Source organism: Pedobacter roseus (assembly GCF_014395225.1).
GTDB lineage: Bacteria > Bacteroidota > Bacteroidia > Sphingobacteriales > Sphingobacteriaceae > Pedobacter > Pedobacter roseus.
In genome coordinates this window covers 5,986,616-6,009,115 of sequence record NZ_CP060723.1, presented here as the reverse complement: position 1 = coordinate 6,009,115, position 22,500 = coordinate 5,986,616, and the positions used below count along the sequence as shown (strand labels likewise).

General features: G+C 38.1%; 22 protein-coding genes. 10 read left to right on the top strand and 12 right to left on the bottom strand.

The window, feature by feature from the left end:
• Positions 1–49 precede the first annotated feature (49 nt).
• The 9 genes from H9L23_RS24945 to H9L23_RS24905 form a co-directional block, all read right to left on the bottom strand.
• Positions 50–649 (bottom strand): SGNH/GDSL hydrolase family protein, encoded by a 600-nt coding sequence (locus tag H9L23_RS24945; RefSeq protein ID WP_246474778.1) that lies wholly within the window; start codon positions 647–649, stop codon positions 50–52.
• A gap of 77 nt (positions 650–726) precedes the next feature.
• Positions 727–2,295 (bottom strand): serine hydrolase, encoded by a 1,569-nt coding sequence (locus H9L23_RS24940; protein WP_187592823.1) that lies wholly within the window; start codon positions 2,293–2,295, stop codon positions 727–729.
• 59 nt (positions 2,296–2,354) lie between these two features.
• Positions 2,355–3,296 (bottom strand): hypothetical protein, encoded by a 942-nt coding sequence (locus tag H9L23_RS24935; RefSeq protein WP_187592822.1) that lies wholly within the window; start codon positions 3,294–3,296, stop codon positions 2,355–2,357.
• 119 nt (positions 3,297–3,415) lie between these two features.
• Positions 3,416–4,600, bottom strand: a complete 1,185-nt coding sequence (locus tag H9L23_RS24930; protein ID WP_187592821.1) for a M20 metallopeptidase family protein — start codon at positions 4,598–4,600, stop codon at positions 3,416–3,418.
• Positions 4,587–5,030 carry an SPOR domain-containing protein gene (locus H9L23_RS24925; protein WP_187592820.1) on the bottom strand — a complete coding sequence of 148 codons (444 nt, stop codon included), beginning with the start codon at positions 5,028–5,030 and terminating at the stop codon, positions 4,587–4,589. The genes H9L23_RS24930 and H9L23_RS24925 overlap by 14 nt, the downstream gene beginning before the upstream one ends.
• 422 nt (positions 5,031–5,452) lie before the next feature.
• Positions 5,453–5,665, bottom strand: coding sequence for a hypothetical protein (locus tag H9L23_RS24920; RefSeq protein ID WP_187592819.1), 213 nt, complete (start codon positions 5,663–5,665; stop codon positions 5,453–5,455).
• A 211-nt stretch (positions 5,666–5,876) separates the two neighbouring features.
• A complete protein-coding gene (locus tag H9L23_RS24915) occupies positions 5,877–6,254 on the bottom strand; it encodes a PEGA domain-containing protein (protein WP_187592818.1) in 378 nt (125 codons plus the stop codon).
• A 281-nt stretch (positions 6,255–6,535) separates the two neighbouring features.
• Positions 6,536–10,012: a preprotein translocase subunit SecA gene (locus H9L23_RS27185; protein ID WP_187592817.1), complete on the bottom strand. Its 3,477-nt coding sequence runs from the start codon at positions 10,010–10,012 to the stop codon at positions 6,536–6,538.
• 139 nt (positions 10,013–10,151) lie between these two features.
• Entirely contained in the window at positions 10,152–10,451 is a 300-nt protein-coding gene (locus tag H9L23_RS24905) for a hypothetical protein (RefSeq protein ID WP_187592816.1), read from the bottom strand.
• Between the two features lie 624 nt (positions 10,452–11,075).
• On the opposite strand from H9L23_RS24905, the gene H9L23_RS24900 reads away from it, so the two are divergent.
• From H9L23_RS24900 to H9L23_RS24890, 3 genes are all read left to right on the top strand, one after another.
• Positions 11,076–11,807 carry a dioxygenase family protein gene (locus tag H9L23_RS24900; protein WP_187592815.1) on the top strand — a complete coding sequence of 244 codons (732 nt, stop codon included), beginning with the start codon at positions 11,076–11,078 and terminating at the stop codon, positions 11,805–11,807.
• A 70-nt stretch (positions 11,808–11,877) separates the two neighbouring features.
• Positions 11,878–12,384, top strand: coding sequence for a hypothetical protein (locus H9L23_RS24895; protein ID WP_187592814.1), 507 nt, complete (start codon positions 11,878–11,880; stop codon positions 12,382–12,384).
• Positions 12,385–12,387: 3 nt separating this feature from the next.
• On the top strand, positions 12,388–13,080 hold the full coding sequence (locus H9L23_RS24890) for a pirin family protein (protein ID WP_187592813.1): 693 nt from the start codon (positions 12,388–12,390) through the stop codon (positions 13,078–13,080).
• Between the two features lie 335 nt (positions 13,081–13,415).
• Here H9L23_RS24890 and H9L23_RS24885 read toward each other — a convergent pair whose 3' ends face one another.
• On the bottom strand, positions 13,416–14,369 hold the full coding sequence (locus H9L23_RS24885) for a Smr/MutS family protein (protein ID WP_187592812.1): 954 nt from the start codon (positions 14,367–14,369) through the stop codon (positions 13,416–13,418).
• 96 nt (positions 14,370–14,465) lie between these two features.
• Positions 14,466–15,386: a ribosome small subunit-dependent GTPase A gene (rsgA, locus tag H9L23_RS24880; RefSeq protein WP_187592811.1), complete on the bottom strand. Its 921-nt coding sequence runs from the start codon at positions 15,384–15,386 to the stop codon at positions 14,466–14,468.
• A 186-nt stretch (positions 15,387–15,572) separates the two neighbouring features.
• Here rsgA and fumC point away from each other — a divergent pair, with 186 nt between their 5' ends.
• The 7 genes from fumC (at position 15,573) to H9L23_RS24845 (ending at position 21,621) form a co-directional block, all read left to right on the top strand.
• Positions 15,573–16,970 (top strand): class II fumarate hydratase, encoded by a 1,398-nt coding sequence (gene fumC / locus H9L23_RS24875; protein ID WP_187592810.1) that lies wholly within the window; start codon positions 15,573–15,575, stop codon positions 16,968–16,970.
• Between the two features lie 93 nt (positions 16,971–17,063).
• Positions 17,064–17,414 (top strand): hypothetical protein, encoded by a 351-nt coding sequence (locus H9L23_RS24870; RefSeq protein WP_187592809.1) that lies wholly within the window; start codon positions 17,064–17,066, stop codon positions 17,412–17,414.
• Between the two features lie 7 nt (positions 17,415–17,421).
• Positions 17,422–17,937: a fumarate hydratase gene (locus H9L23_RS24865; protein ID WP_187592808.1), complete on the top strand. Its 516-nt coding sequence runs from the start codon at positions 17,422–17,424 to the stop codon at positions 17,935–17,937.
• A 1-nt stretch (position 17,938) separates the two neighbouring features.
• Entirely contained in the window at positions 17,939–18,745 is an 807-nt protein-coding gene (locus tag H9L23_RS24860; RefSeq protein ID WP_187592807.1) for a S1/P1 nuclease, read from the top strand.
• Between the two features lie 331 nt (positions 18,746–19,076).
• Positions 19,077–19,859 (top strand): hypothetical protein, encoded by a 783-nt coding sequence (locus H9L23_RS24855; protein WP_187592806.1) that lies wholly within the window; start codon positions 19,077–19,079, stop codon positions 19,857–19,859.
• A 522-nt stretch (positions 19,860–20,381) separates the two neighbouring features.
• Complete coding sequence (locus tag H9L23_RS24850) at positions 20,382–20,816, top strand: low molecular weight protein-tyrosine-phosphatase (RefSeq protein WP_187592805.1); 435 nt, start codon at positions 20,382–20,384, stop codon at positions 20,814–20,816.
• Positions 20,817–20,853: 37 nt separating this feature from the next.
• A complete protein-coding gene (locus H9L23_RS24845) occupies positions 20,854–21,621 on the top strand; it encodes a ThuA domain-containing protein (protein WP_187592804.1) in 768 nt (255 codons plus the stop codon).
• A 52-nt stretch (positions 21,622–21,673) separates the two neighbouring features.
• Here H9L23_RS24845 and H9L23_RS24840 read toward each other — a convergent pair whose 3' ends face one another.
• On the bottom strand, positions 21,674–22,345 hold the full coding sequence (locus H9L23_RS24840) for a hypothetical protein (protein WP_187592803.1): 672 nt from the start codon (positions 22,343–22,345) through the stop codon (positions 21,674–21,676).
• Positions 22,346–22,500 lie beyond the last annotated feature (155 nt).

Below are 22,500 nucleotides of genomic sequence, written 5' to 3'. Positions count from 1 at the left end.
CTTTGTGTTCTTTGCGAAATACTTTGTGCGCTCTGCGGTTTAAAACCTATTACTTTACCAGAGGCAATAACTGATCGGCTACCAATTTATTACCGGTTTCGTTCAGGTGTACCCTATCAACAGTTAAAATGCCTTTTTCTTTGTCTTCCGGATTATTTTTCGCCTCATATTCAGCAAAAATCTTTCTTAAATCACATACGGGAAGGTTATTTTTTGCAGCCAATGTTCTGATACCTTCTGCATATTTATTCAGATCAGCATCCAGCTCATTAGTACCATCTTTTTTCTCACCAACAACCGATGGCGTAACCAATACCACTTTGCTGCCAACACCTTGAATTTTATTGATCAAAGCCTGATAAAACTTTAAATATTTATCGTAATCTGTTCCGGTATGAGAAGATTGTTTATGCCACACATCGTTAATACCTACATAAATGACCACCAAATCGGGTTTCTTATTCAAAACATCATCTTCTAAACGCAAATAGAGATCGTAGACCTTGTTACCACCAATACCAGCACCGATTACATCGTATTTGGTAGAGTCGAGTGATTTTTTGATCAGGGTTACGTAGCCGTTTTTAGAAACACCCTGCTGGGTAATCGAATCGCCGAAAAAGATAATCCGTTTTGGTTTAAATGTCATTGATGTTAATGCAATTAAGCAAAAGCTTAGTAAAATACTTGTTTTTAATAGGGTTTTCATCGCTTATAATGGTTAGGTTATTTTTTGTCGGTCTTTTTAAAATCCAGATCCTGAAAATCGAAGCTGAAATCGGTTAATGGAGAAATGGCTTCTATTTTAAAACCATCGGCCAGGGCATTGTTATCTAAACTGAAATTAACAAAGGCATCCGCATCCAAACTTCTGTCGTACCATTTTACAATAAAGGTATTTCCCTTATAGTAAGTCATATCGCCTTTCAGTTTTGGCGCATTTTTGGCCTGAAAATACATTTTACCGTTCACTTCACTAATGGTTACTTCGCCAAACCACGAATCGCGGAAAGTGCCATAGTAATTTTTAGCATCAGGTTTCGAAGTCGATAATTTTTGTTGAGCAGCAATATCATTCCAAACTTTGGCGACCATCTCATCGGCCTGTTTTTCATTTTTTAACCTGTTATCGTTGTAGGTCTTAATCCTATCCTGACCTTTTATACCTAAATAACCATCTTTGATCGAATTGGTAATGGCACTAAATGCGGCCCCAGACTGCTGATTGGTTAACACGATGATACCGAGTTTCAGTTCAGGAAGAATGGTTACCTGCGTTACAATACCTGATAAACCACCGGTATGTGTCGCCTGAAAATTACCGTTAACATTACTCAAAAACCAGCCTAAACCGTAACTACTAAAAGCAGCGGGATTACCGCCTGCAATAATGGTTTGCGGGGTCCAGAGTTCTCTGGCAACAGCTGGACTGAATAACTTTTTATCCAGGGCTTCTCCATATTTACCACCGTTGATCATGGCCATTACCCATTTGCTCATATCGGTAACGTTAGAGTAAATCCCTCCTGCTGCATTCGCAATTTCCCCAAAACTTAAGCCTACGGGAAGCAGTTTACCTTCGTAAGGTGCGTGCCCATCAATTACATTCGATTTATCTTTTAAACGGTACCATGAAGCAGCCGTTTTTGTCATGCCCAATGGTTTAATAATCCTGCTCTCAATAAAATCTTCATAAGTAATTCCTGAAACTCTTGCCACCACTTCTCCGGCAACAATATACATCAGGTTATCATAATCATATTTGGTACGAAAAGAGGAAACCGGTTTTAAAAAGCGGAGGTTATGGATCAGCTGTTTTTTATCTACGGTTGATGAATCAGGCCAGATCATTAAATCGCCTGCGCCCAAGCCTAAACCACTGCGGTGAGTGAGCAGATCGCGGATGGTGAACTCGCTGGTTACATAGGCATCGTACATTTTAAATTCAGGAATTACATCGGTTACCTTTGTATCCCAGGTAATTTTCTTTTCATCAACCAGTATACCTAATGATGCTGCCGTGAAAGCCTTTGTATTTGAAGCCACACCAAAAAGGGTATTTTCATCAACCTTTTTATTGGTTTTGATGGAACTTACGCCGTAACCTTTTAAATGAATAACTTTACCATCTTTAATTACTGAAACGGCAATACCAGGAACATTAAAGGTGCTGAGTGTTTTTTCGACCACACTATCGATCTGTTTTGAAGTGAGTACCTGTGCATGCACCTGGATACCCAAAAACAGCAATAAAGCAATGGATATTTTGAATTTTAAGGAAGGAAAGAGTTGCATATTTATGGGTTTAAATAATCGTTTAAAGATAATAAATCTTTTAGGCGATAACCGTATCCTTATTTGCCCTTTTCGAGTTTGTAATCTTTATGCACAATTAAAAAACTTGCCCGTTCTTCTTTTTTGAAAGGATAATCCCAGTTACCCTGGTACGTAATTTTGGTTGGCAATTTATCTTCACCGAAGTAACCCATTTCGATATTCATCTGTACATCGAAATCGAAAAGCATGTTGCTGTATTTCATGTCGACATAGCGTCCGAGAATATTAAAATTGCGCTTATCAAAAATGGTTACCAGTTCTTTAATCATGATACCATCTTTGGTCCAGCTGCTTAAATCGGGCTTTACCGAAACTTTAAAACGGTACACCGGAATAGAATCTAAATAAGTACCACTGGTGAATCCATAATCGTAATACTGACGCATATTGGCCGAAAATATTTCGGTTTTACTGCCTATAAAAGGAACCTTTACCGGACGGCCAGGATTAAAAATCAAGGTTTTCAGTTTGTCTTTATAACTTTCGTTTGTTCCACCTTTTCCATCGGGTTTAGGTGCATTGGGTACAAAATCGGTATTATAGGCATTCATAAAAATGTAATCGAACATTTCTACGGTATACAACTGGTATTTGCCGTTTTTCTTATAAATTTTGCCGGTATCCTGTTTTACCAGGTATTCCATTTTATAAGGCCCGCTATTATTGTGACGGATTTTACGGTATATTTTACCATCAACCTTATTTTTTTTATCGTAACTGTAAATCCTGTTTTCTGCTATAAAAGTGTAGCGTTTCATATCCCTGAACGACTGATAAAAAGAAGTATCGTACATTACCTTTCTGATAAAGGTTTCTACATTCAACTTTTCAGCTTTGATATTTACTGTAGAATCAAGCGTAATGGTTTTGATCGTATCAGGATTGAAACGCTTGATTTCCTGAGCAAAACCTTTGTGAAATAGCGGGATTAATAGTAAAAACAGAAATATTTTTTTCATGTATGATGGATAATGTATGATGGAAGATGTTAGACGGAAAATGTAAAACGGACAATTGGATATAGATGATGGAACTTGAACTCCCCCATCATCCATCTTACCTGTTTACATCTTCCATCCTAATTTCCAAGTTGTTTTAAAGCAATGTAGGCCATCAATCCGGTTGAGATTTTCAAGGCATCTTCATCAACATCAAATCGTGGGGTATGTACAGAATATTGTGTGTCTTTAGCTGCATTTCCGGTGCCTAAACGATAAAAACAGGCATCTGTAACTTGAGAATAGAAAGAAAAATCTTCTGCAGCCATCCAGATATCTAAATCGAGCACATTTTCTTTGCCCAAAAAGTCTTCAGCAAAAGCCCTTGCATTTGCAGTTAACTTTTCTTCGTTAATTAAAAATGGATATCCTCTGTGAATATCGAAATCGCAGCTTCCACCCATGCTTTCAGCAATACCTTCAGCCATTTTTTTCATGCGTTTGTGCGCTTCATCTCTCCATTCTTCATCCAGAGTTCTGAATGTTCCTTCAATTTTTACTTCATTCGGAATAATGTTGGTTGCCCCGTTGGCAATTACTTTACCAAAAGACAATACTGATGGAATACGTGGATCGGCATTACGGCTCACCACCTGTTGTAAAGCAATAATGATATGTGAAGCGATTACAACCGGATCGATGTTTTGGTGTGGTTGTGCACCATGACCGCCTTTTCCGGTTACAGTAACATAAAGTTCGTCTGTAGAAGCCATGTAAATACCTGAACGGAAACCCACTTTACCAGCATCGATTAATGGCATTACATGCTGACCAACAATATGATGTGGTTTTGGATTTTCGAGTACACCTTCTTTGATCATGATACTTGCTCCACCCGGTAACAGTTCTTCAGCAGGCTGAAAAATCAGTTTAATGGTCCCGCCGAAATCATCTTTCATTTGATTTAGGATATAAGCTGTCCCCAAAAGTGAAGAAGTATGCACATCATGTCCGCAGGCATGCATTACCCCATGATTTTTAGAACGGTAAGGTTTATCATTTGCTTCGTGGATAGGTAAAGCATCCATATCGGCACGCAAGGCAATAACTTTATCAGAAGGCAGGTTTCCCTTAATCAACCCCACTACGCCTGTATTGGCGCAATCGGTATATTCGATTCCCCATTTTTTCAGTTTATCCTTAATGAATAAAGAGGTTTCGAATTCTTTAAAAGATAATTCGGGATTGGCATGGATATGTTGACGATAGCCTACTACTTCGTTAAAAATGTGAGCGGCCAGTTCCTGTACTTTATTTTTGATCATTGGTTGTTGTGGTATCTAAAGTTGGTGCATTTATTTTTTCCCTAAAAATAAACAGAGTAGGGAAAGTTGGTCTGAGTTCGTTGATAAGACGCTGTGCCTCTAAACGACTCCTGAAATCGCCCACCCGAACATAATAATTGGGTTCTTTATAGGTGAGGTAAGTATTTAACTGAGGGTACAATCCTTTAAAACGCGCCTGCTGGTTAAAAACTTCGCGCCGGTCTGAGCCATAAAAAATCTGTACCCTATAACCATACGCCGAAACAATGGGCTTGCCAGGTTTTACCTCACCGGAAGTTTTATAAACTTCGAGCCGTTTGGCAATTAAACTATCGATTAAGGGATCTTTTATAACCGTTACTTCTCCTTTTTGCGCAAAAGCAGTTATGGTAAGAAATAAGCAAAATATAAAAGTTATTGTAGTTTTCATGAGCAAAATAATTGGCATTTGATGAGGAGATGTATCGTCTCACTTCTTCTTAACAACAAGAATGCCGAAATCGTTGCAAAAATCGGCATTCTTTATGGGTTAAGCAAATAGTTTAATCTGTGGATATTTGAGTGGCAAATTTTGTTCTACCAATTATTCCTCCAGCCATTTATTTATTTCATCATCCAGATCTGATTGGGTTACAAACCAACCATTGTTAATTTGTTCCTGGGATGAAATAATTGTAGTCATAATTAAAAATACGACTTTTAATTTGAAAGATATTTAATGATTAGCTTTTCCCCCGAATCGTCATTTCGAGCGGAGTGCAACGCAGTCGAGAAATCTGCCTTGAGATAGATCTCTCCATTTCGCTACGCTACAGTCGAGATGACGACCACTTATATAAAAATTGTCAGTATTTATTCCCACTCGTTTCGTATATTATTTAATTGTTCATCAACTTCCGAAATTGGCTGTTTTTGCATCGAGCCCATATATTTTGAGATCAGATCGTTACCAGAGATATCCTGAGTATTAGAATCTCTTCTCAAACGAATAACTTTAAGCAATTCTAAATCTTTTAAAAGATCTAATGCTTTATCGTTTAAAATATCAAGTGTTACAGTTCTCATACTCAAAAATACTAAAAATATAACTTGATATCAACAATATACGTTTTGTTGCTTCACCTTACTTTTATCAAAACAAAATAGTATACTTCATTAGATTTCTCCGCTACGGTCGAAATGACGACTTTGCTTTATTAGATCTTTTTGATCAAAAAAAAGCCAGGTTCCGTTCCAAAACCTGGCTTTTTGAATTATTTCCATTAAGAGAATTAAATTAATTGGCTTTCTTTTGCTCTAAGGTAAATTCGTATACAGCTGGGTCGAATTTCATCATTGCACCTGTTGCAATATCAACAATAAAACCAGGAATGAATAATAGATTTACCACAGATACAGCATTAAAGGTAGTTTGAGGCTGGAATGTTTTGGTTTCATAACCATCAAGTTTTAATGAGATGGTCTGTCCGGTAAATCCTTTTTTTAAGGGAACTGCCATAGGTGTTACCCCGGCTTTAACACCATCTACTTCGATAGCAGCGGCTGGAGGATTTGAATTGATTTGAACGGTTTGTTTTGTACCCGTAAAAATGGTGGCGCAGCTCGAGAGCAGCAATGTCGCTGAAACAGCGGCAATGTTAAAAATTCTTTTCATTTGTGTGTGTTTGTGTGTGTTCTTACTCTTATGGCTTTTCGGTTACGCCCCGTTTTTTATGGTTTCTGGACTCCATTTTTCATTTTTATTGATCATCAAGAAACTGCCTACCAGTTTCGAATTGATCTAGTTGGATATTAAACAGGATATACTGCCGGCACTATTGAGATTGTAAAATCTAAGTCAATAAATATAGGAGTTAATTTGAAAATTAAAAATTTAGTTATAAAAAAAGCCCCGACATTTTTTTGTCGGGGCCTGGTATGCTATATATTTTCTAATTATAAATTAGCACCGTGGCAGTTTTTGTATTTTTTACCGCTACCACATGGGCAAGGTTCGTTTCTGCCAACTGTTGCTTCTTTACGGATTGGCTGTTGTGGAACGGCTTCACGGGTATCACCAAACTCAATGCCTGGTTCTTCTCTGCCAAACTCCTGTTTAGTAATTTGCAACTTCGGTTGTTTTACCGGAGCTGGTGCTTCTCTCACCTGATCTGGTTCTTGCTGTACCGGAATACCGCCTTTGTATAAGAAACTTACTACTTCTTTATTTACCGCATTAAGCATGTTTTTAAACAAGTTAAATGCTTCCATTTTATAAATTACCAATGGATCTTTCTGCTCGTAAACCGCATTTTGTACCGATTGCTTCAAATCATCCATTTCGCGTAAATGCTCTTTCCAGCTATCATCGATCAAGGCTAAAACAATGGTTTTTTCGAATGAACGAACCACTTCTTTTCCTTTATTATCAATTGCTTTCTTTAAATCAACGGCTACCTGGATACCACGGATACCATCGGTAAAAGGCACTACAATCTGCTCAATATGCTCTCCGCGCTCCTCGTAAACCTGGGTTAAAACAGGTAATGATTGCTGGATAATGGCTTCTGATTTACGTGCGTAAAATGCTTCAGCCTCTTCAAACAACCTTTCTGTTAACTGAGGGATGCTGGTTGAAGTAAATTCTTTTTCGGTAATGGCAGTATCTAAAGAGAAGTTTTTGATCACCTCTAGTTTAAAGCCATCGAAATTTCCTTCTTGTTTATATTCGCTTACAATATCTTCGGCAACATCGAAAACCATATTGTTCATATCCACATCTAAACGTTCGCCAAATAAAGCGTTTTTACGTTTAGCATAAATTACCGTACGTTGTGAGTTCATCACATCATCGTACTCCAATAAACGTTTACGGATACCAAAGTTGTTTTCTTCTACTTTTTTCTGTGCACGCTCGATTGATTTGGTAATCATAGAGTGTTGGATCACTTCACCATCTTCGATTCCCATACGTACCATGATACCAGAGATACGCTCTGAACCAAATAAACGCATTAAGTTATCTTCTAAGGAAACGAAGAATTGAGATGAACCTGGATCACCCTGACGACCTGCACGACCACGTAACTGCCTGTCAACACGACGGGATTCGTGACGCTCGGTACCTACAATGGCTAAACCTCCAGCTTCTTTAACACCTGCGCCCAATTTAATATCGGTACCACGACCAGCCATGTTGGTTGCAATGGTTACGGTTCCGGCCTGACCAGCTTCGGCAACGATATCGGCCTCTTTCTGGTGCATTTTAGCGTTTAATACGTTGTGTTTGATGCCACGGAGTTTAAGCATACGGCTTAATAATTCCGAAATCTCTACAGAGGTTGTACCCACCAATACCGGACGACCAGCTTTTGGCTCCAATTGTCCTGTTTGAGGGTTAACCGCAGGAATTAACGCGCCTTTAGCATCTAATTTAGGTACGGCCCTGCCTATTTGATCGTATTTAACAACTGGCTTACCATCTTTTTGCTTAACCTTTCCTTCTTTATCCAATTCATATTCTGTTTCGTAATGAGAATATGGGAAAACAAGGAATTGTATTTCTGAAGCAACAGCATTATATTTCTCACGAACGGTACGGTAAACGTAATCCTGCTCATCATTTCTGGAGATATTTCTGTTGGTGGGAATTTCTACCACATCTAATTTATAGATCGACCAAAACTCGCCTGCTTCTGTTGTTGCAGTACCCGTCATACCACAAAGCTTGTGGTACATACGGAAGTAATTTTGCAGGGTTACTGTTGCATAAGTCTGCGTAGCATCCTCAACCTTTACATTTTCTTTTGCTTCAATTGCCTGGTGTAAACCATCAGAGTAACGGCGGCCATCCATAATACGACCGGTTTGCTCATCAACAATTTTGATTTTTCCTTCGTCGATGATGTACTCTACATCAATTTCAAACAAGGTATAAGCTTTTAATAATTGGTTTACCGAGTGGATACGTTCTGCTTTTACCGAATAATCGCGCATCAAAGCATCTTTCTGAACCACTTTTTCTTCTAAAGGCAGGTCAGATTTTTCTAATTCGGCAACTTCAGTACCTACATCAGGCAATACGAAGAAATGTGGATCTTCGCCCGATTGGGTAATCAGTTCGATACCTTTTTCGGTTAATTCAACCTGGTTATTTTTCTCATCGATATAGAAAAACAATTCAGAATCTACCTTAGGCATATTCTTAGATTGATCTGCCATATAGTGGTTTTCGGTTTTTAATAACAAACCACGAACGCCACTTTCACTTAAAAACTTAATTAAAGCTTTATTTTTTGGCAAACCACGGTAAGCACGTAATAGTGCCAAACCACCTTCGCCTTCTTCAGTTCCGCTATTACCGGCGTTGATTAATTTTTTAGCCTCGTTTAATGCCTGGGTTACATAAGCTTTTTGTGCATTAACCAAACGCTCAATGCGTGGTTTCAACTCATAAAACTCGTGTTCATCACCGCGTGGAATCGGACCAGAAATAATTAAAGGGGTACGGGCATCATCAATCAAAACTGAATCGACCTCATCCACCATCGCAAAGTGCAGCTTGCGCTGTACCAGTTGGTCTGGCGTTTGCGACATATTGTCACGCAGGTAATCAAAACCGAACTCGTTATTGGTTCCGTAAGTAATATCTGCGGCATAAGCTTTTCTTCTTTCTTCAGAGTTTGGCTCATGTTTATCAATACAATCAACACTTAAACCGTGGAATTCGAATAAAGGACCATTCCACTCACTATCACGACGGGCCAGGTAGTCATTCACCGTTACAATGTGTACACCTTGTCCGGCCAGTGCATTTAAATAAGCTGGTAAAGTACTTACCAGGGTTTTACCCTCACCAGTAGCCATCTCAGCAATTTTACCGCTGTGTAATACAATACCACCAATTAACTGTACATCGTAATGTACCATGTTCCAGGCTACTTCCGTTCCGGCAGCATCCCATTTATTGGCCCATTGTGCTTTATCGCCAATAATTTTTACGTTATTTCTGCGCGCTGCGTAATCTCTATCAAACTGGGTTGCGGTAACCTCTAAATAATCGTTTTCACTTAAACGACGTGAAGTTTCTTTAATTACAGCAAATGCCTCCGGAAGGATTTCCAAAAGTACTTTTTCCAGTTCTGCATCGCGGTCTTTACCTAAGGCATCAACCTGATCGTAAATGGCTGTTTTTTCGTGAAGATCTAAACTTTCACTTTCTGCGTCAGCTTTTAAAGCTGCAATTTTTCCATCAATCTCAGTTAAGAAAGCAAAAATCTTCTCTTTAAATTCTATAGTTTTACCACGTAACTCATCATTGCTTAACGCAGACAATTTACTGTAGTGTTCGTTAATTTTAACAACCAATGGCTGAATAGCCTTTATATCTCTTTCTGATTTACTTCCGAAAACCTTCGCTAAAAATCCTAACATTATAATATTTTAAATCGTATTTATTATTAAAAAAATGGAGTGTTACAACAACTAAGCCATTGTCTTTATTAAGTCAGTTTGGCAGTTGCTCGTATAAATGGGGAACAAAACCTTATAAAAGGTTTTTAAGAAAAGAGAATTAGGGGCTGTTGTTTTTCGGTTTTTTCCTGATCGTTAAATCAGAAATTACTTGATTGACACTTACATATTTTGCAACTTTTAATTGAGCCTGAGTCCCAATTAAAGCAAGCCTGGTGTATGATAACAGATAAGGATTACGGTCTTCGTTAAGTTGAACCGAAGCTTTACCAGTGGCGTTAATACTGATATTGTGCTCGTTACAATATTCGTTTAATATCCTTAGCCCTTCAACACGTTCGGCTTTTGCCAAATGTGTTAAGCTAAAAAATACAAGCGATATGGTAACCAGGTGTTTCATTAATAGCGGCAAAGCTAGTTTTAATCTTTTATAAAAAGAAATTACAGCTTAGCAAAAAGCATACCTCAATTTTTTCAGTCACTTATTCATTCTAAATTATATTATTGCCATCGTGTTTTATAATGTTGCATCTGCATTTTATATTGTTGCTTGTTCATTCTATATTATTGCATGTGCTTTTTATATTATCGCTTGCTCATTCTATATTATTGCATGTGCTTTTTATATTATCGCTTGCTCATTCTATATTATTGCATGTGCTTTTTATATTATCGCTTGTGCATTCTATATTATTGCATGTGCTTTTTATATTATCGCTTGTGCATTTTATATTATTGCATGTGCTTTTTATATTATCGCTTGTGCATTCTATATTATTGCATGTGCTTTTTATATTATTGCTTGTGCTTTTTATATTATCGCTTGTGCATTTTATATTATTGCATGTGCATTCTATATTATTACACCCGTAATATACATTCTGCTTAACAGATTTCTCCACTACCGTCGAAATGACGATTTTTCGAAACCTTTAACGTTTCAAACTACATGTTTGTCGATACATTTATTACAATTAATCCTTTTTCATGCAATTTTAATTCAACGAAACAAAACGCATTGACTATGGAAAGAAAAAATTTCATCAGAAGCTTAATGATCGGAGCCATCTCAACTCCGGTGATTATTGAGGCCTGCAAAAAAAGCAGCATCACCGATGGATCGGATACGTCAGGATCGGGTACTGCCGGAACAACAACGAGCACTAACGGAACCTGTACGGTAGCCCCAACAGAAACCGAAGGACCTTTTCCAACAAAAGTACCGGCATCGTACGTACGCAGCGATATTACCGATGGACGTACAGGTTACAAATTAACTGCAAAAATCACCATCGGCAACCTGAATAACAGTTGTGCAGGTTTGGCTGGAGCGATAGTAGACATCTGGCATTGTGATGCAGAAGGCAATTATTCTGAATACGGTGGCAGTGGTATGCAGAGTACCAATTATCAATCGGTACATTTTTTACGCGGTCGCCAAACCACCGATGCGAACGGACTGGTTACTTTTACTTCCATCTTTCCGGGCTGGTACAGTGGGCGGGCAACCCACATCCATGTACATGTTTACAATGCTGCAGGCACATCACTAATGGTTACGCAGATTGCTTTCCCTGAAGGTGCGGGAACATCTTTGGCCCTGGTAAACGGTTATACCAAAGGTATGACGGGCTATACCTATAATAATGCCGATAATGTTTTTAGTGATGATAAAACAGGGTTAGAAATTGCAACGGTAAGCGGAACATTGGCAGCTGGTTTCGACCTTACCTTTAAAGTGAATGTTAAAGCATAGTATATCCTTATAATTGTTTTATTTTTATGAAGGCGCTAGGATTTCTTAGCGTCTTTTTTAATTTTATGCCATGTCGAAAAAAGTGATTACGCTGTGCTATCGAAAAATAATTGATGCAGGCAATACCAACCCATGGGATAAGTTTGTGTATGAAGATAGTTTTGCAGAGTTTAAAATGCAGGCTCAATTCTATAATCAGGAACAACGGTTTAGTACTTTTGCCGAAATGCTGGTAAATGTTCCGGAAGCTGATAAACTACATTTTTTGGTTAGTGCAGCCATTACGGGATATTTGAGACAGTTAAATGGAATTATACCTGACGTACTGGATAACTTAGGCAGGCGTTTTTTGACTTTTGAAAATTTTAAGTTCGAAATTATTAATTCTGATATTAATGATCATGAGAAACATAAAGTGGCGATCAATTTCTTTTCAAAACCGTTGATTTGGCACGATACGATTGACAATATGTTATTGGTATCGCAGTTTAAAGAAACAGATGAAGATGAAATTTTCACCAATCTTTTTCAGTTACAGCAGTTTGTAAGCATTCATTCTATAAAAGACATTGATTAAGAGATGGAACTCACTCCTGGAAAAATATTTTTGGCCGATCAACGCGGATTAACTGAAACGTCGGTATTAAGAAGATACAGCACTTTTAATTTTGAGAAATATTACAACGAACATAAAGAACCTTTTGGCGATTTATTTTTATGCAATGATGAATCGATTGCAGGTGGAAAAATTACTTTTTTTCTTTGTAAGGAAGATTCGCTCCAGATATTAATGCCCATTACCGGAGGAATTGATATTGTTGCCAACGGGAAAGAATTTGCTTTAGAAACCGGACAGGTACAGGTGTTGAATATGGGTAAGGGCGAAGTACTGGAAATCAGCAATCCTTACCAGAATGATGTGATCAACTACATTCAGTTTGGGATTAAAACGGATATGTTTTTAATGCGGGCGAGTGAAATGCTTTTTAATTTCGATTTTGAGAAAAACCAAAACCAGCTGGTCGAAATCATTTCTAACCCTAAATTACCTTTTAAATTAAGTGCAGGTATTTTTGCCGCCCGCGAAGAAGTGATTTATAAAATGCAAAACCCAAACCATCAGTTTTATACTTTTATTGTAGATGGCGCTTTCGAAATTGAAGGCCGCTTAATGCATGCAAGAGATGGTTTAGCACTTTGGGACATTGAGCAGGTAGAACTGGAAGCTTTGAGCAATAACGCGATTGTAGTGGTGCTGGAGTTTGGGTTTTAGGTTTTTGCAAACAAATGGTCCGTGAGCACACGAACCATGGCGGGAAATTTATCCCGCAGATTTTAGAAGATTATCGCTGAGTCCTTCTACAGGCTAAGGATGACAACCTGTTTTGAAGTCTGTAATATAGCAGCATATTCCCCTAACATTTTTACAACGCTGGGTTTTGCGTTAGGGATTGGAAGGGTTCAGTACCGATTTTTCATCGGTACCGCAGCGAAGCGGAGCCCTGAAAAGCCCGACCCTTTTCCCGTTCTTCACGGGATTGGGGAACGCCCAAATGATTAAATAAGGTAAATTAACTGATGATCTCCCGACAGCCTCAGGATGATATTTTATTTGAAAACCACTTCTGTAGCACCATAGCCAAATTTTTCTTTCCGCGCATCCATATAAGTTTTTACATGCGGATTTTTACTGATCAGTTTATGGATTTTATCCCTCAATGTACCATTACCTGATCCATGGATAAAAACAATTTTATCGAAATGATGCACCACCGCAGCATCCATAGCCGTTTGAAAATGATTGATCTGGATCTGCAACATTTCATCCGCCTCTAAAAAATGATGATCATCTCTCAGTTTCTCGATGTGCAGATCGATTTCTTTTTGCGGTGCCTCAACTGTCCGTTTCTCTTCAGCAGATTTGAAAAAACTCTCTTTTAATTTTTGCGGGTCGATACTTACCGGAACAAGGTCGTCCAGGCGGATAAACCAACCTTTATTTCTTAATTGTGGTAATTCTTTTTGTTCGGAACTAAAATCTTTTGCCCTAAATTTCTTACGGATCACCAATGGATCAATCGGTTTAACATCAGCTTTGCTAAATACCAAAACCTGAAAGTTAAATTCCGGCCAAAGATCTAAATCAGCCAATGAAGCAGAATAAACCAAAGTTGAAGCATAAGCTTCGATTACGCCATGAAAAGCACCGGCATATTTTTCTTTACGCTCGGTAGTTAAACTCACCAATAATATATTTGAAGAGTGGTTTTGCAGGTGAAAATGCACCACATTACCCGCTTTATCATCGGTAGCAACGGCAACATAAATGCCGTTTTCAATTTTACTAATGCTGGGGATATTTACCTGGATGGGTTTTGGCGCATCCAATTCTTTGGCAACCACACCATGACCGTGTACAGAAGTTAGATTACTTACCGCAACAGGAATTTCAAAACCATCTTCATCGGTAACGCCTAAAGTTTGCGCATCGATAATTTTGGTTACATAACCTTCACGTTTTTCATCAACAAAACGCACAAAATCTCCCAGTTTAAACTTCATCTCTTATTTTTTAAGCAAAGGTTTTTAATCTAATTATTTGGATCAAGAAGTATTCTATCACACATCATATCTTCGGACTTCCGACTTCTGACTCAATTAATGACGCGTATCGTTACCGTGATAAATACTCAGGTAACTTTCATATCTCGAAACCGCAATTTCACCTTCATTTACGGCTTCAATAACAGCACAGCCCGGTTCGTTAACATGCCTGCAATTGTTAAAACGGCAATTGTGCGAGGTTTTAAAGATTTCCCTGAAAAAATGCCCCAGTTCTTCTTTTTCGATATCGATCACACCCAATTCCCTGATGCCTGGCGAATCGACTATAAACCCACCCTGCGGCAGTTCGAACATTTCGGCAAAAGTGGTGGTATGTTGTCCTTTATCGCTCCAGTCTGACACCTCCCCTGTTCTTAAATCGCGATCGGGCATTAAAGCATTGATCAAACTCGATTTCCCCACACCCGAATGTCCGGAAATTAAGGTAATCTTATCGGTAATCAATTCCTGAATCACCGGGATATTAATACCTTTTAAAGCCGAAACTTCGTAGCAGGCATAACCAATATTTTCGTAGATATCTTTAAATTCCTGCAGAATTTCCAACCCTTCTTTACTAAACAGATCGAGTTTATTAAACACCAAAACCGCAGGTACATCGTAAGCTTCGGCAGTAACCAAAAAGCGATCGATAAAACCCAAGGAGGTACGTGGCGAGGCCAGTGTTACCACCAGCATGGCCATATCCAGATTGGCGGCCAGTATCTGCGCCTGTTTGCTCAGGTTGATTGATTTGCGGATGATGTAGTTTTTCCGCGGCAGCATTTCGTTAATCAAGCCTTGGTTACTATCCCGCTCCAGATCAAATTTTACCCTGTCGCCAACCGCAATCGGGTTGGTGGTTTTAAGTCCTTTAATCCTGAATTTCCCTACAATCCGGCAATCATAGCGTTCGCCATTATCGGCCAAAACACTGTACCAGCTACCTGTAGATTTAATAACTAATCCCTGCATATTTGCGGTAAAGGTATGAATATGATTTCATTGGTAGAAGTGGCCTTGCCTGATAAAAGTTTACGAACAGGTAAAAAGAACAAGCACTTTTAACTATATTCTTTGTTATCTACCAAATATCTTACATAAATACAACGCTTTAAAAGGCAAAAAACCTAAATTTGCGACAACAAAAATCAAAATATAATGAGTTTCAGAATAGAACACGATACCATGGGCGAGGTGCAGGTACCTGCCGACAAATACTGGGGTGCACAAACCGAACGCTCACGCAATAACTTCAAAATCGGTCCGGAAGGTTCGATGCCAAAAGAAATTATCCACGCTTTTGGATACCTGAAAAAAGCAGCAGCTTTGGCCAATACCGAATTGGGTGTATTATCAGCAGAAAAAGCAGATTTAATTGCTAAAGCCTGTGATGAAATTATTGCTGGTCAATTGGATGATCAATTTCCATTGGTAATCTGGCAAACTGGTTCGGGTACTCAAAGTAACATGAATGGAAACGAGGTTATTGCCAACCGTGCCCATGTAATTAATGGTGGTGCACTGGCTGACGATAAAAAAGTGCTTCACCCTAATGATGATGTAAATAAATCACAATCATCAAACGATACTTATCCAACTGCAATGCACATTGCAGCCTATAAGCTTACGGTAGAAAATACCATCCCAGGTTTAGAAAAATTAAGAAATACCCTGGCTAAAAAAGTAGAGGAATTCAGTTCGATTGTTAAAACCGGACGTACACACTTTATGGATGCTACGCCACTTACTTTAGGACAGGAATTTTCAGGTTATGTACAACAGATTGACAACAGCATCAGGGCTATTAAAAATGCTTTGGTTATGGTTGCAGAACTGGCTTTGGGCGGAACCGCAGTAGGTACGGGTTTAAATACACCTAAAGGATACGATGTTTTAGTGGCTAAAAAAATTGCTGATTTAACGGGATTGCCTTTTGTTACGGCTCCAAATAAATTTGAGGCTTTGGCGGCACACGATGCAATGGTAGAACTTTCTGGCGCATTAAAACGTACAGCAGTGGCTTTAATGAAAGTAGCCAACGATGTAAGGATGTTAAGTTCTGGTCCACGTTGTGGTATTGGCGAAATTGTAATCCCTGACAATGAACCGGGATCATCTATTATGCCCGGTAAAGTTAACCCTACACAACCAGAGGCTTTAACCATGGTTTGTGCGCAGGTAATTGGTAACGATGTTGCCGTTTCAGTAGGTGGCATGAGCGGTCATTTTGAGCTTAATGTATTCAAACCATTAATTGCGGCCAATGTATTACAATCGGCACGTTTAATCGGCGATGCATGCGTTTCTTTCACTGATAAATGTGCGGAAGGAATTACAGCCAACTTACCTGAAATTGAAAAACACCTGCAAAATTCTTTAATGTTGGTTACCGCTTTAAACCCACATGTGGGTTACGAAAACGCAGCTAAAATTGCAAAGAAAGCACATAAGGAGAATAAAACGTTAAAAGCAGCTGCTGTAGAACTGGGATTATTAACCAATGAGCAGTTTGATGAGTGGGTACGCCCTGAAGATATGGTTGGCAGCTTTAAATAATATAGAAAGATCGTCATTCCCAATTGAATTGGGAATGACGTTAATTTAAAAGAATAGCTCCAAATTAATACGGTTAACTAAAATATAGGTAATATGAATTCAATACTTTCTAGCCTCTTAAGCCTTACATCCCTTATTTCACCTTGTATCGTATTTGGAACCTGTTGCTTTTTTTTAATAAAAAAATCTTCAGCTGAAGCCACTTTAATGACCATTGGTTCGGGTATTGGCCTGCTGATTACCATATTTTACAGTTTTTTAATGCCATTACTAATGGCAGCGCAACATTTGGCTTATACAGAAGTTACAAAATACTATACTATTGTGGGCATTATTAGCTTTATAGCCGGCCTTTGTTTTGCAGCAGGTCTTTTAATTCTTGTTATCAATACCGTTAAAAAGAATAAGGTCATCTATGATCAGTTTCCTAAAAGCAACGATTAATAATACAATGAGCAAACTGCATCCTGGCTTAAGGGTTTTCTCCATCATCCTTTTCACATTATCCATTTTACATCTAGCCTGTAGTCCGCGGCCAAACATCCAGGGCAAAGGTGAGGATTTTATGCAAGGCGTATGGAACGAAGATTCGGTTGCTTTTAGTAATAAGTTAAGCAATTATACCCGGCACCATTTTAAATTCACCTGTGATTCGGTTTACATCGATATGGTTACCCATAGCAAAGTGAATTTATACGAAGATTCATGTTATAACAACGGCATCTGGAAAGAATATGCAAAGGGTGTTTATGTAGTAAAAGGCGATACGCTGTTTGTTGGCGCTACTTTTACGCATGCCAATTACAAACAAAAAATATCGGGCTGTTACCGCATCGGCAGATATGAAAAGAATTTCCTGATCAAAAAGCGATCTGCAGATACCTTATCTTTAGAGAGCTTGAGCGATCAGCGCGAAATTAAATTAATCCTCAAACAAAAAATCACTTGCGTACAAAAAGAATTATAAAATGATTTTAACATCAATTAAAAAGAAATTAACCGCGGCTTTTGCCATCGGTTTATTAGCGTATCTCCCTATTCAGGCAAATGCCTGGGGCACTATTGGGCATCGTGTGGTTGGCGAAATTGCCGATAGCTACTTAAAAGCAAAAACACGCAAGGCCATTCAGGATATTTTAGGTTACGAAACTTTAGCCATGAGCGCCAACTGGGGCGATTTTATCAAATCAGACTCTACCTACAATTACATGTACAACTGGCATTTTGTTAACCTTCCGGCAGGATTGAACAAAGATGGCGTTTACAACTTTCTGGAGACAGAAAAATCGCCAAGTCTTTACACCAAAATCCCGGATCTTATAGCCATTTTAAAGAAAACAAGCAGTACACCTGCAGAGAAGAAACTGGCTTTGCGTATGTTGGTGCACCTGGCGGGCGATTTATGTCAGCCGATGCACGTTGCACGCAAAGAAGATTTAGGTGGCAACCGCATTTCGGTACTATGGTTTAACGAAAAATCGAATATCCACAGGGTTTGGGACGAGCAGCTGATCGAGTACCAACAGTTAAGCTATACAGAATATGCAAAAGCCATTAACCACGCTTCGGCTGTACAGCTTTACAACTGGCAGAACACCAGTTTGAAAGATTGCATTTATGAATCATACACCATTTGCAACAAAATTTACGACAATACCAAACCAGATTCTAAATTAAGCTACCGATATAACTTCGAATGGGTTGAAACCCTTAACGATCAGTTATTAAAAGGCGGTGTGCGGTTGGCAAAAATGTTAAACGATATTTACGGATAACATTTCTGATATTTTCAAAGTCCCAATGCTAACCAGCTTGGGGCTTTTTTTTTTGTGCTGGCGGGGCAATATCTACCCTTTGCAGGAGGGTTTTTAGTACTAAACCGTTAAATTATAATTCTAGAGTAAGTTAATTTCTTACCATGACTGTAAAAATCACCATTTAACCAGTTTTATCATTAAATTATCTTTGTTTCTTAATTTTTTATTACTAATTTGATTATTGATTTATCCTGAGTTCAGTAAATTATAACCAAAAATTAATGCCCAATCTCCCTGTTGAGCAATTAGTGCTTGTACTATGGAGAATGACGTCATTAATACACTTAGAATGCGTTTTGCAATATTGCAAAGCCAACCCTTAACCGGTGGTATAATAGCCAAAAACCTGCGCATTAGCGATAACGGCAGCGGCGAACTCAGCCTCTACGGCGATTTTACCATTACTCTAAAAGTATTGGATTTAACCACTAACGGAGCACCGAACCTAAACAGCTTAATAACTTTTACCCAACAGGTAATTTCAAATAAATTACGCGGCGGTGGGTTTAGAAGTGGGGTTAACTTTTTAAAATATAATTCTATAAAAAAAGCATTCGATACCAGTAAAACCTGGACTTACTCTATACGTTATAACTTTAATTTTACGGTAAATGTACAACAGATTAATATGTTAAGCCAGTTAAAAGGGAATGATTTTGTACTCGCCGTAGTTGATAGTATTGGATATCAATTTACCGACCAATATGGGAGACGAAATAATTCAGCGGGACTTACTCAGGGTAGTGATGGTGGTGGTCCAGCAGTTGTCGGCTACAGTAATTGGTTAAAAGATAAATACACAGGTGTTCATGAATTTTTTCATACACTTAATTTAGATGATATTGAAGATGCTGACAAAAAGGATAGATTAATGTATCACTTGGGCGATAATATTGGGCATTCTCTATCTGATACTGAAAAAGGAACTATAATGAATTTTATTATGAGAAACTTAAAGGATATGGAAAAATCATCTTATAATAATGCGAGTTTAAATACAATAAATAAATTAAGACTTTTTCTTAGAGACACAACTAATGGCTTTAAATACAATAAAAATAAATTTAGGTAGCATACTCCTTGTTATTCTTGTAGCATGCAATGCCAGGACTGAAAATAGGAAAGATAAAGCTTCAAATCAAGACACTTGTAAATATTATCGGTATGATGCTCACCAAATTGTGTCCAATTTGGGTTGCCAGAACTGCCATGTCCCTTATGGTGATAGAATGGATAAGAATATTTTTACATTCAGAGAAATATCACTTATGGATAGCTTAAAATTGATTAATTACGCCTTTAAAAAAAAACACAAGGGCTGGTATAGTACGATCGGAACATTTAAGGCATCCAGGATGGATACATTAAGTGATTGTGAAATAAAAAGTGTAGTCCGTTACATAAAAGATTCAGGCAGAGACATTGCTACGCCTAGCCAATAAATTGTTATGGATTCAAATACAATAAAGCTAAGTTTAGATATTTTGCTTTTATTCTGAATGTTAGCATATACAAACAAAAAAACAATTCAAATCTTATCATCATTAACAAATTTAAATGTTACCTGTATTATAAACACTTAAAACATAAAATATTGAAAATTTTAATGGTTTGCCTCGGCAACATTTGCCGTTCGCCACTGGCCGAAGGCATTATGCGTCACCTAGTAAATGAACATAACTTAAACTGGGAAATTGCTTCGGCAGGAACAGGTAACTGGCATATCGGCAAAGCCCCCGACCACAGGAGTATTGCTGCGGCCAAAGCATTGGGTTACGATATCAGTAAACAGCGGGCGCAACAGTTTAATCCCTTCATGTTTGCCGATTATGACCTGATTTTGGTTATGGACCGCAATAATCTGGCTGATGTTAAAAATTTAGCAAAAAGCAATGATGAGCGGAAAAAGGTCAAACTTTTTCTTGATAACGACGAAGTTACAGATCCTTATTGGGATAATGCGCTGTTTAGCCCTGTTTGTAAACAGGTTGAAGAAAGATGTATGGAAATTATCAAACAACTTTCTTAAATTTAAAGCTTACAATACATTATCCTAACCAAAAAAGATGAAAAAGTACTTATCACTGTGTTTATTAGTTGCATCCGTTTTTCTATTTCAAAGTTATACCATAGCGAAAAAACCGGCTAAGGTTTTAGTTTTTTCCAAAACAAAAGGTTTCAGGCACAATTCTATTGAAACCGGAAAAGAAGTGATCCAAAAATTAGGAACCGAACATCACTTTGAAGTGGATACCACCGAAAATGCTGATCTTTTCACAGAAGACAATTTAAAAAAATATGCAGCGGTTATTTTCTTAAATACAACAGGCGATGTACTAGACAATAAACAACAGGTTGCTTTCGAAAGGTATATCCAGGCAGGAGGCGGTTATGTGGGTATCCACGCGGCAACTGATACCGAATACGATTGGCCATGGTATGGCAAATTAGCTGGTGCTTATTTCATCAGTCACCCAGCCGTTCAGGAAGCTAAATTTATCATTAAAGACAAAAAACACCCTTCAACTAAATTCTTTACTGATTCGGTTTGGATGAGAAAAGACGAACTATATAATTTTAAAGATATCAACCCTGAAATTAAAGTGCTGATCAGCTTAGATGAAAAATCTTACACTGGTGGCAAAAACGGCGATTTCCATCCTTTTGCCTGGTACCACAATTTTGATGGCGGCAGGGCTTTTTATACCTGTATGGGGCATACCAAAGAAGGATGGGCTGAAGATAAATTCCAGAACCATTTATGGGGAGGCATTGAATATGCGATAGGCGGGCAGAAAAAACTGGATTACAGTAAAGCCCATTCAAAGTTCTAAAAACCGGGTTGAGCTTGCTGAATTTCCAATCAGCAAGCTCATTGTTAAATTATTACTGAACTTTCCTGTAATTAACCAAATAAATATAATTTAGCATACAGAAAGAAGCTACTGCCCCGAAAGTATGCCATAAAAAATGCGTGCCAATACTCAATATATCCCACTTATCTGCGATACGGAAAGTTAAGGCAAATATGAAAGCAATTAAGGCAAATCCCACCCATTTGCCATTTTTCCACTCCGTTTTAATTAAGTAACCAAATACCGGAAACAAAACCAGTGCGGCCATAAAGGCGTAATTAATATTAATAAAGATCTGGAAATCGCCATTGCTAAAAAGACGCCGCACAAAAAACTGGAAAAAAGCATAAACCGCTACAATTAAAACAGCGAAGTACCATTTGGTTAACTTAGAAAGAAAGTAAACTCCGGCTGAAAGGCACAACAACATAATCGGCATCCAGTCCATAATAATAAAAATAGGCCAACGCCTCAAGCCGTGATAAGTAGTGCCTCCAATCCCACCGATATAAAGCAGCACCAGCGCAATACTTAAAAAGCTATGCTGTTTAAAATTACCCCACAACTTAATTGTCCAATACACTGCTATAGCCAGGAAAAAGCAACTAGTTATCGTATTAAAAGGCTCTGGAAACAACTGGCTCAGATTGGTTTCGGTGTAGATTGTACCACCGTCTGGAGGGTTCTGGTTAAAAGCGCTCATGTTTAAATAACGTAAGTAAAAATCAAATGTTTCATGCATTTATGTAACGATCAAGATGTAAAAATAATTTCGTGTTTACATGCTCAGCAGGTTAAATATTGATTAACTCTTTTTCTTCAACTGGTATTTTTTTGTACTTTAGGTAGACCTAAGCT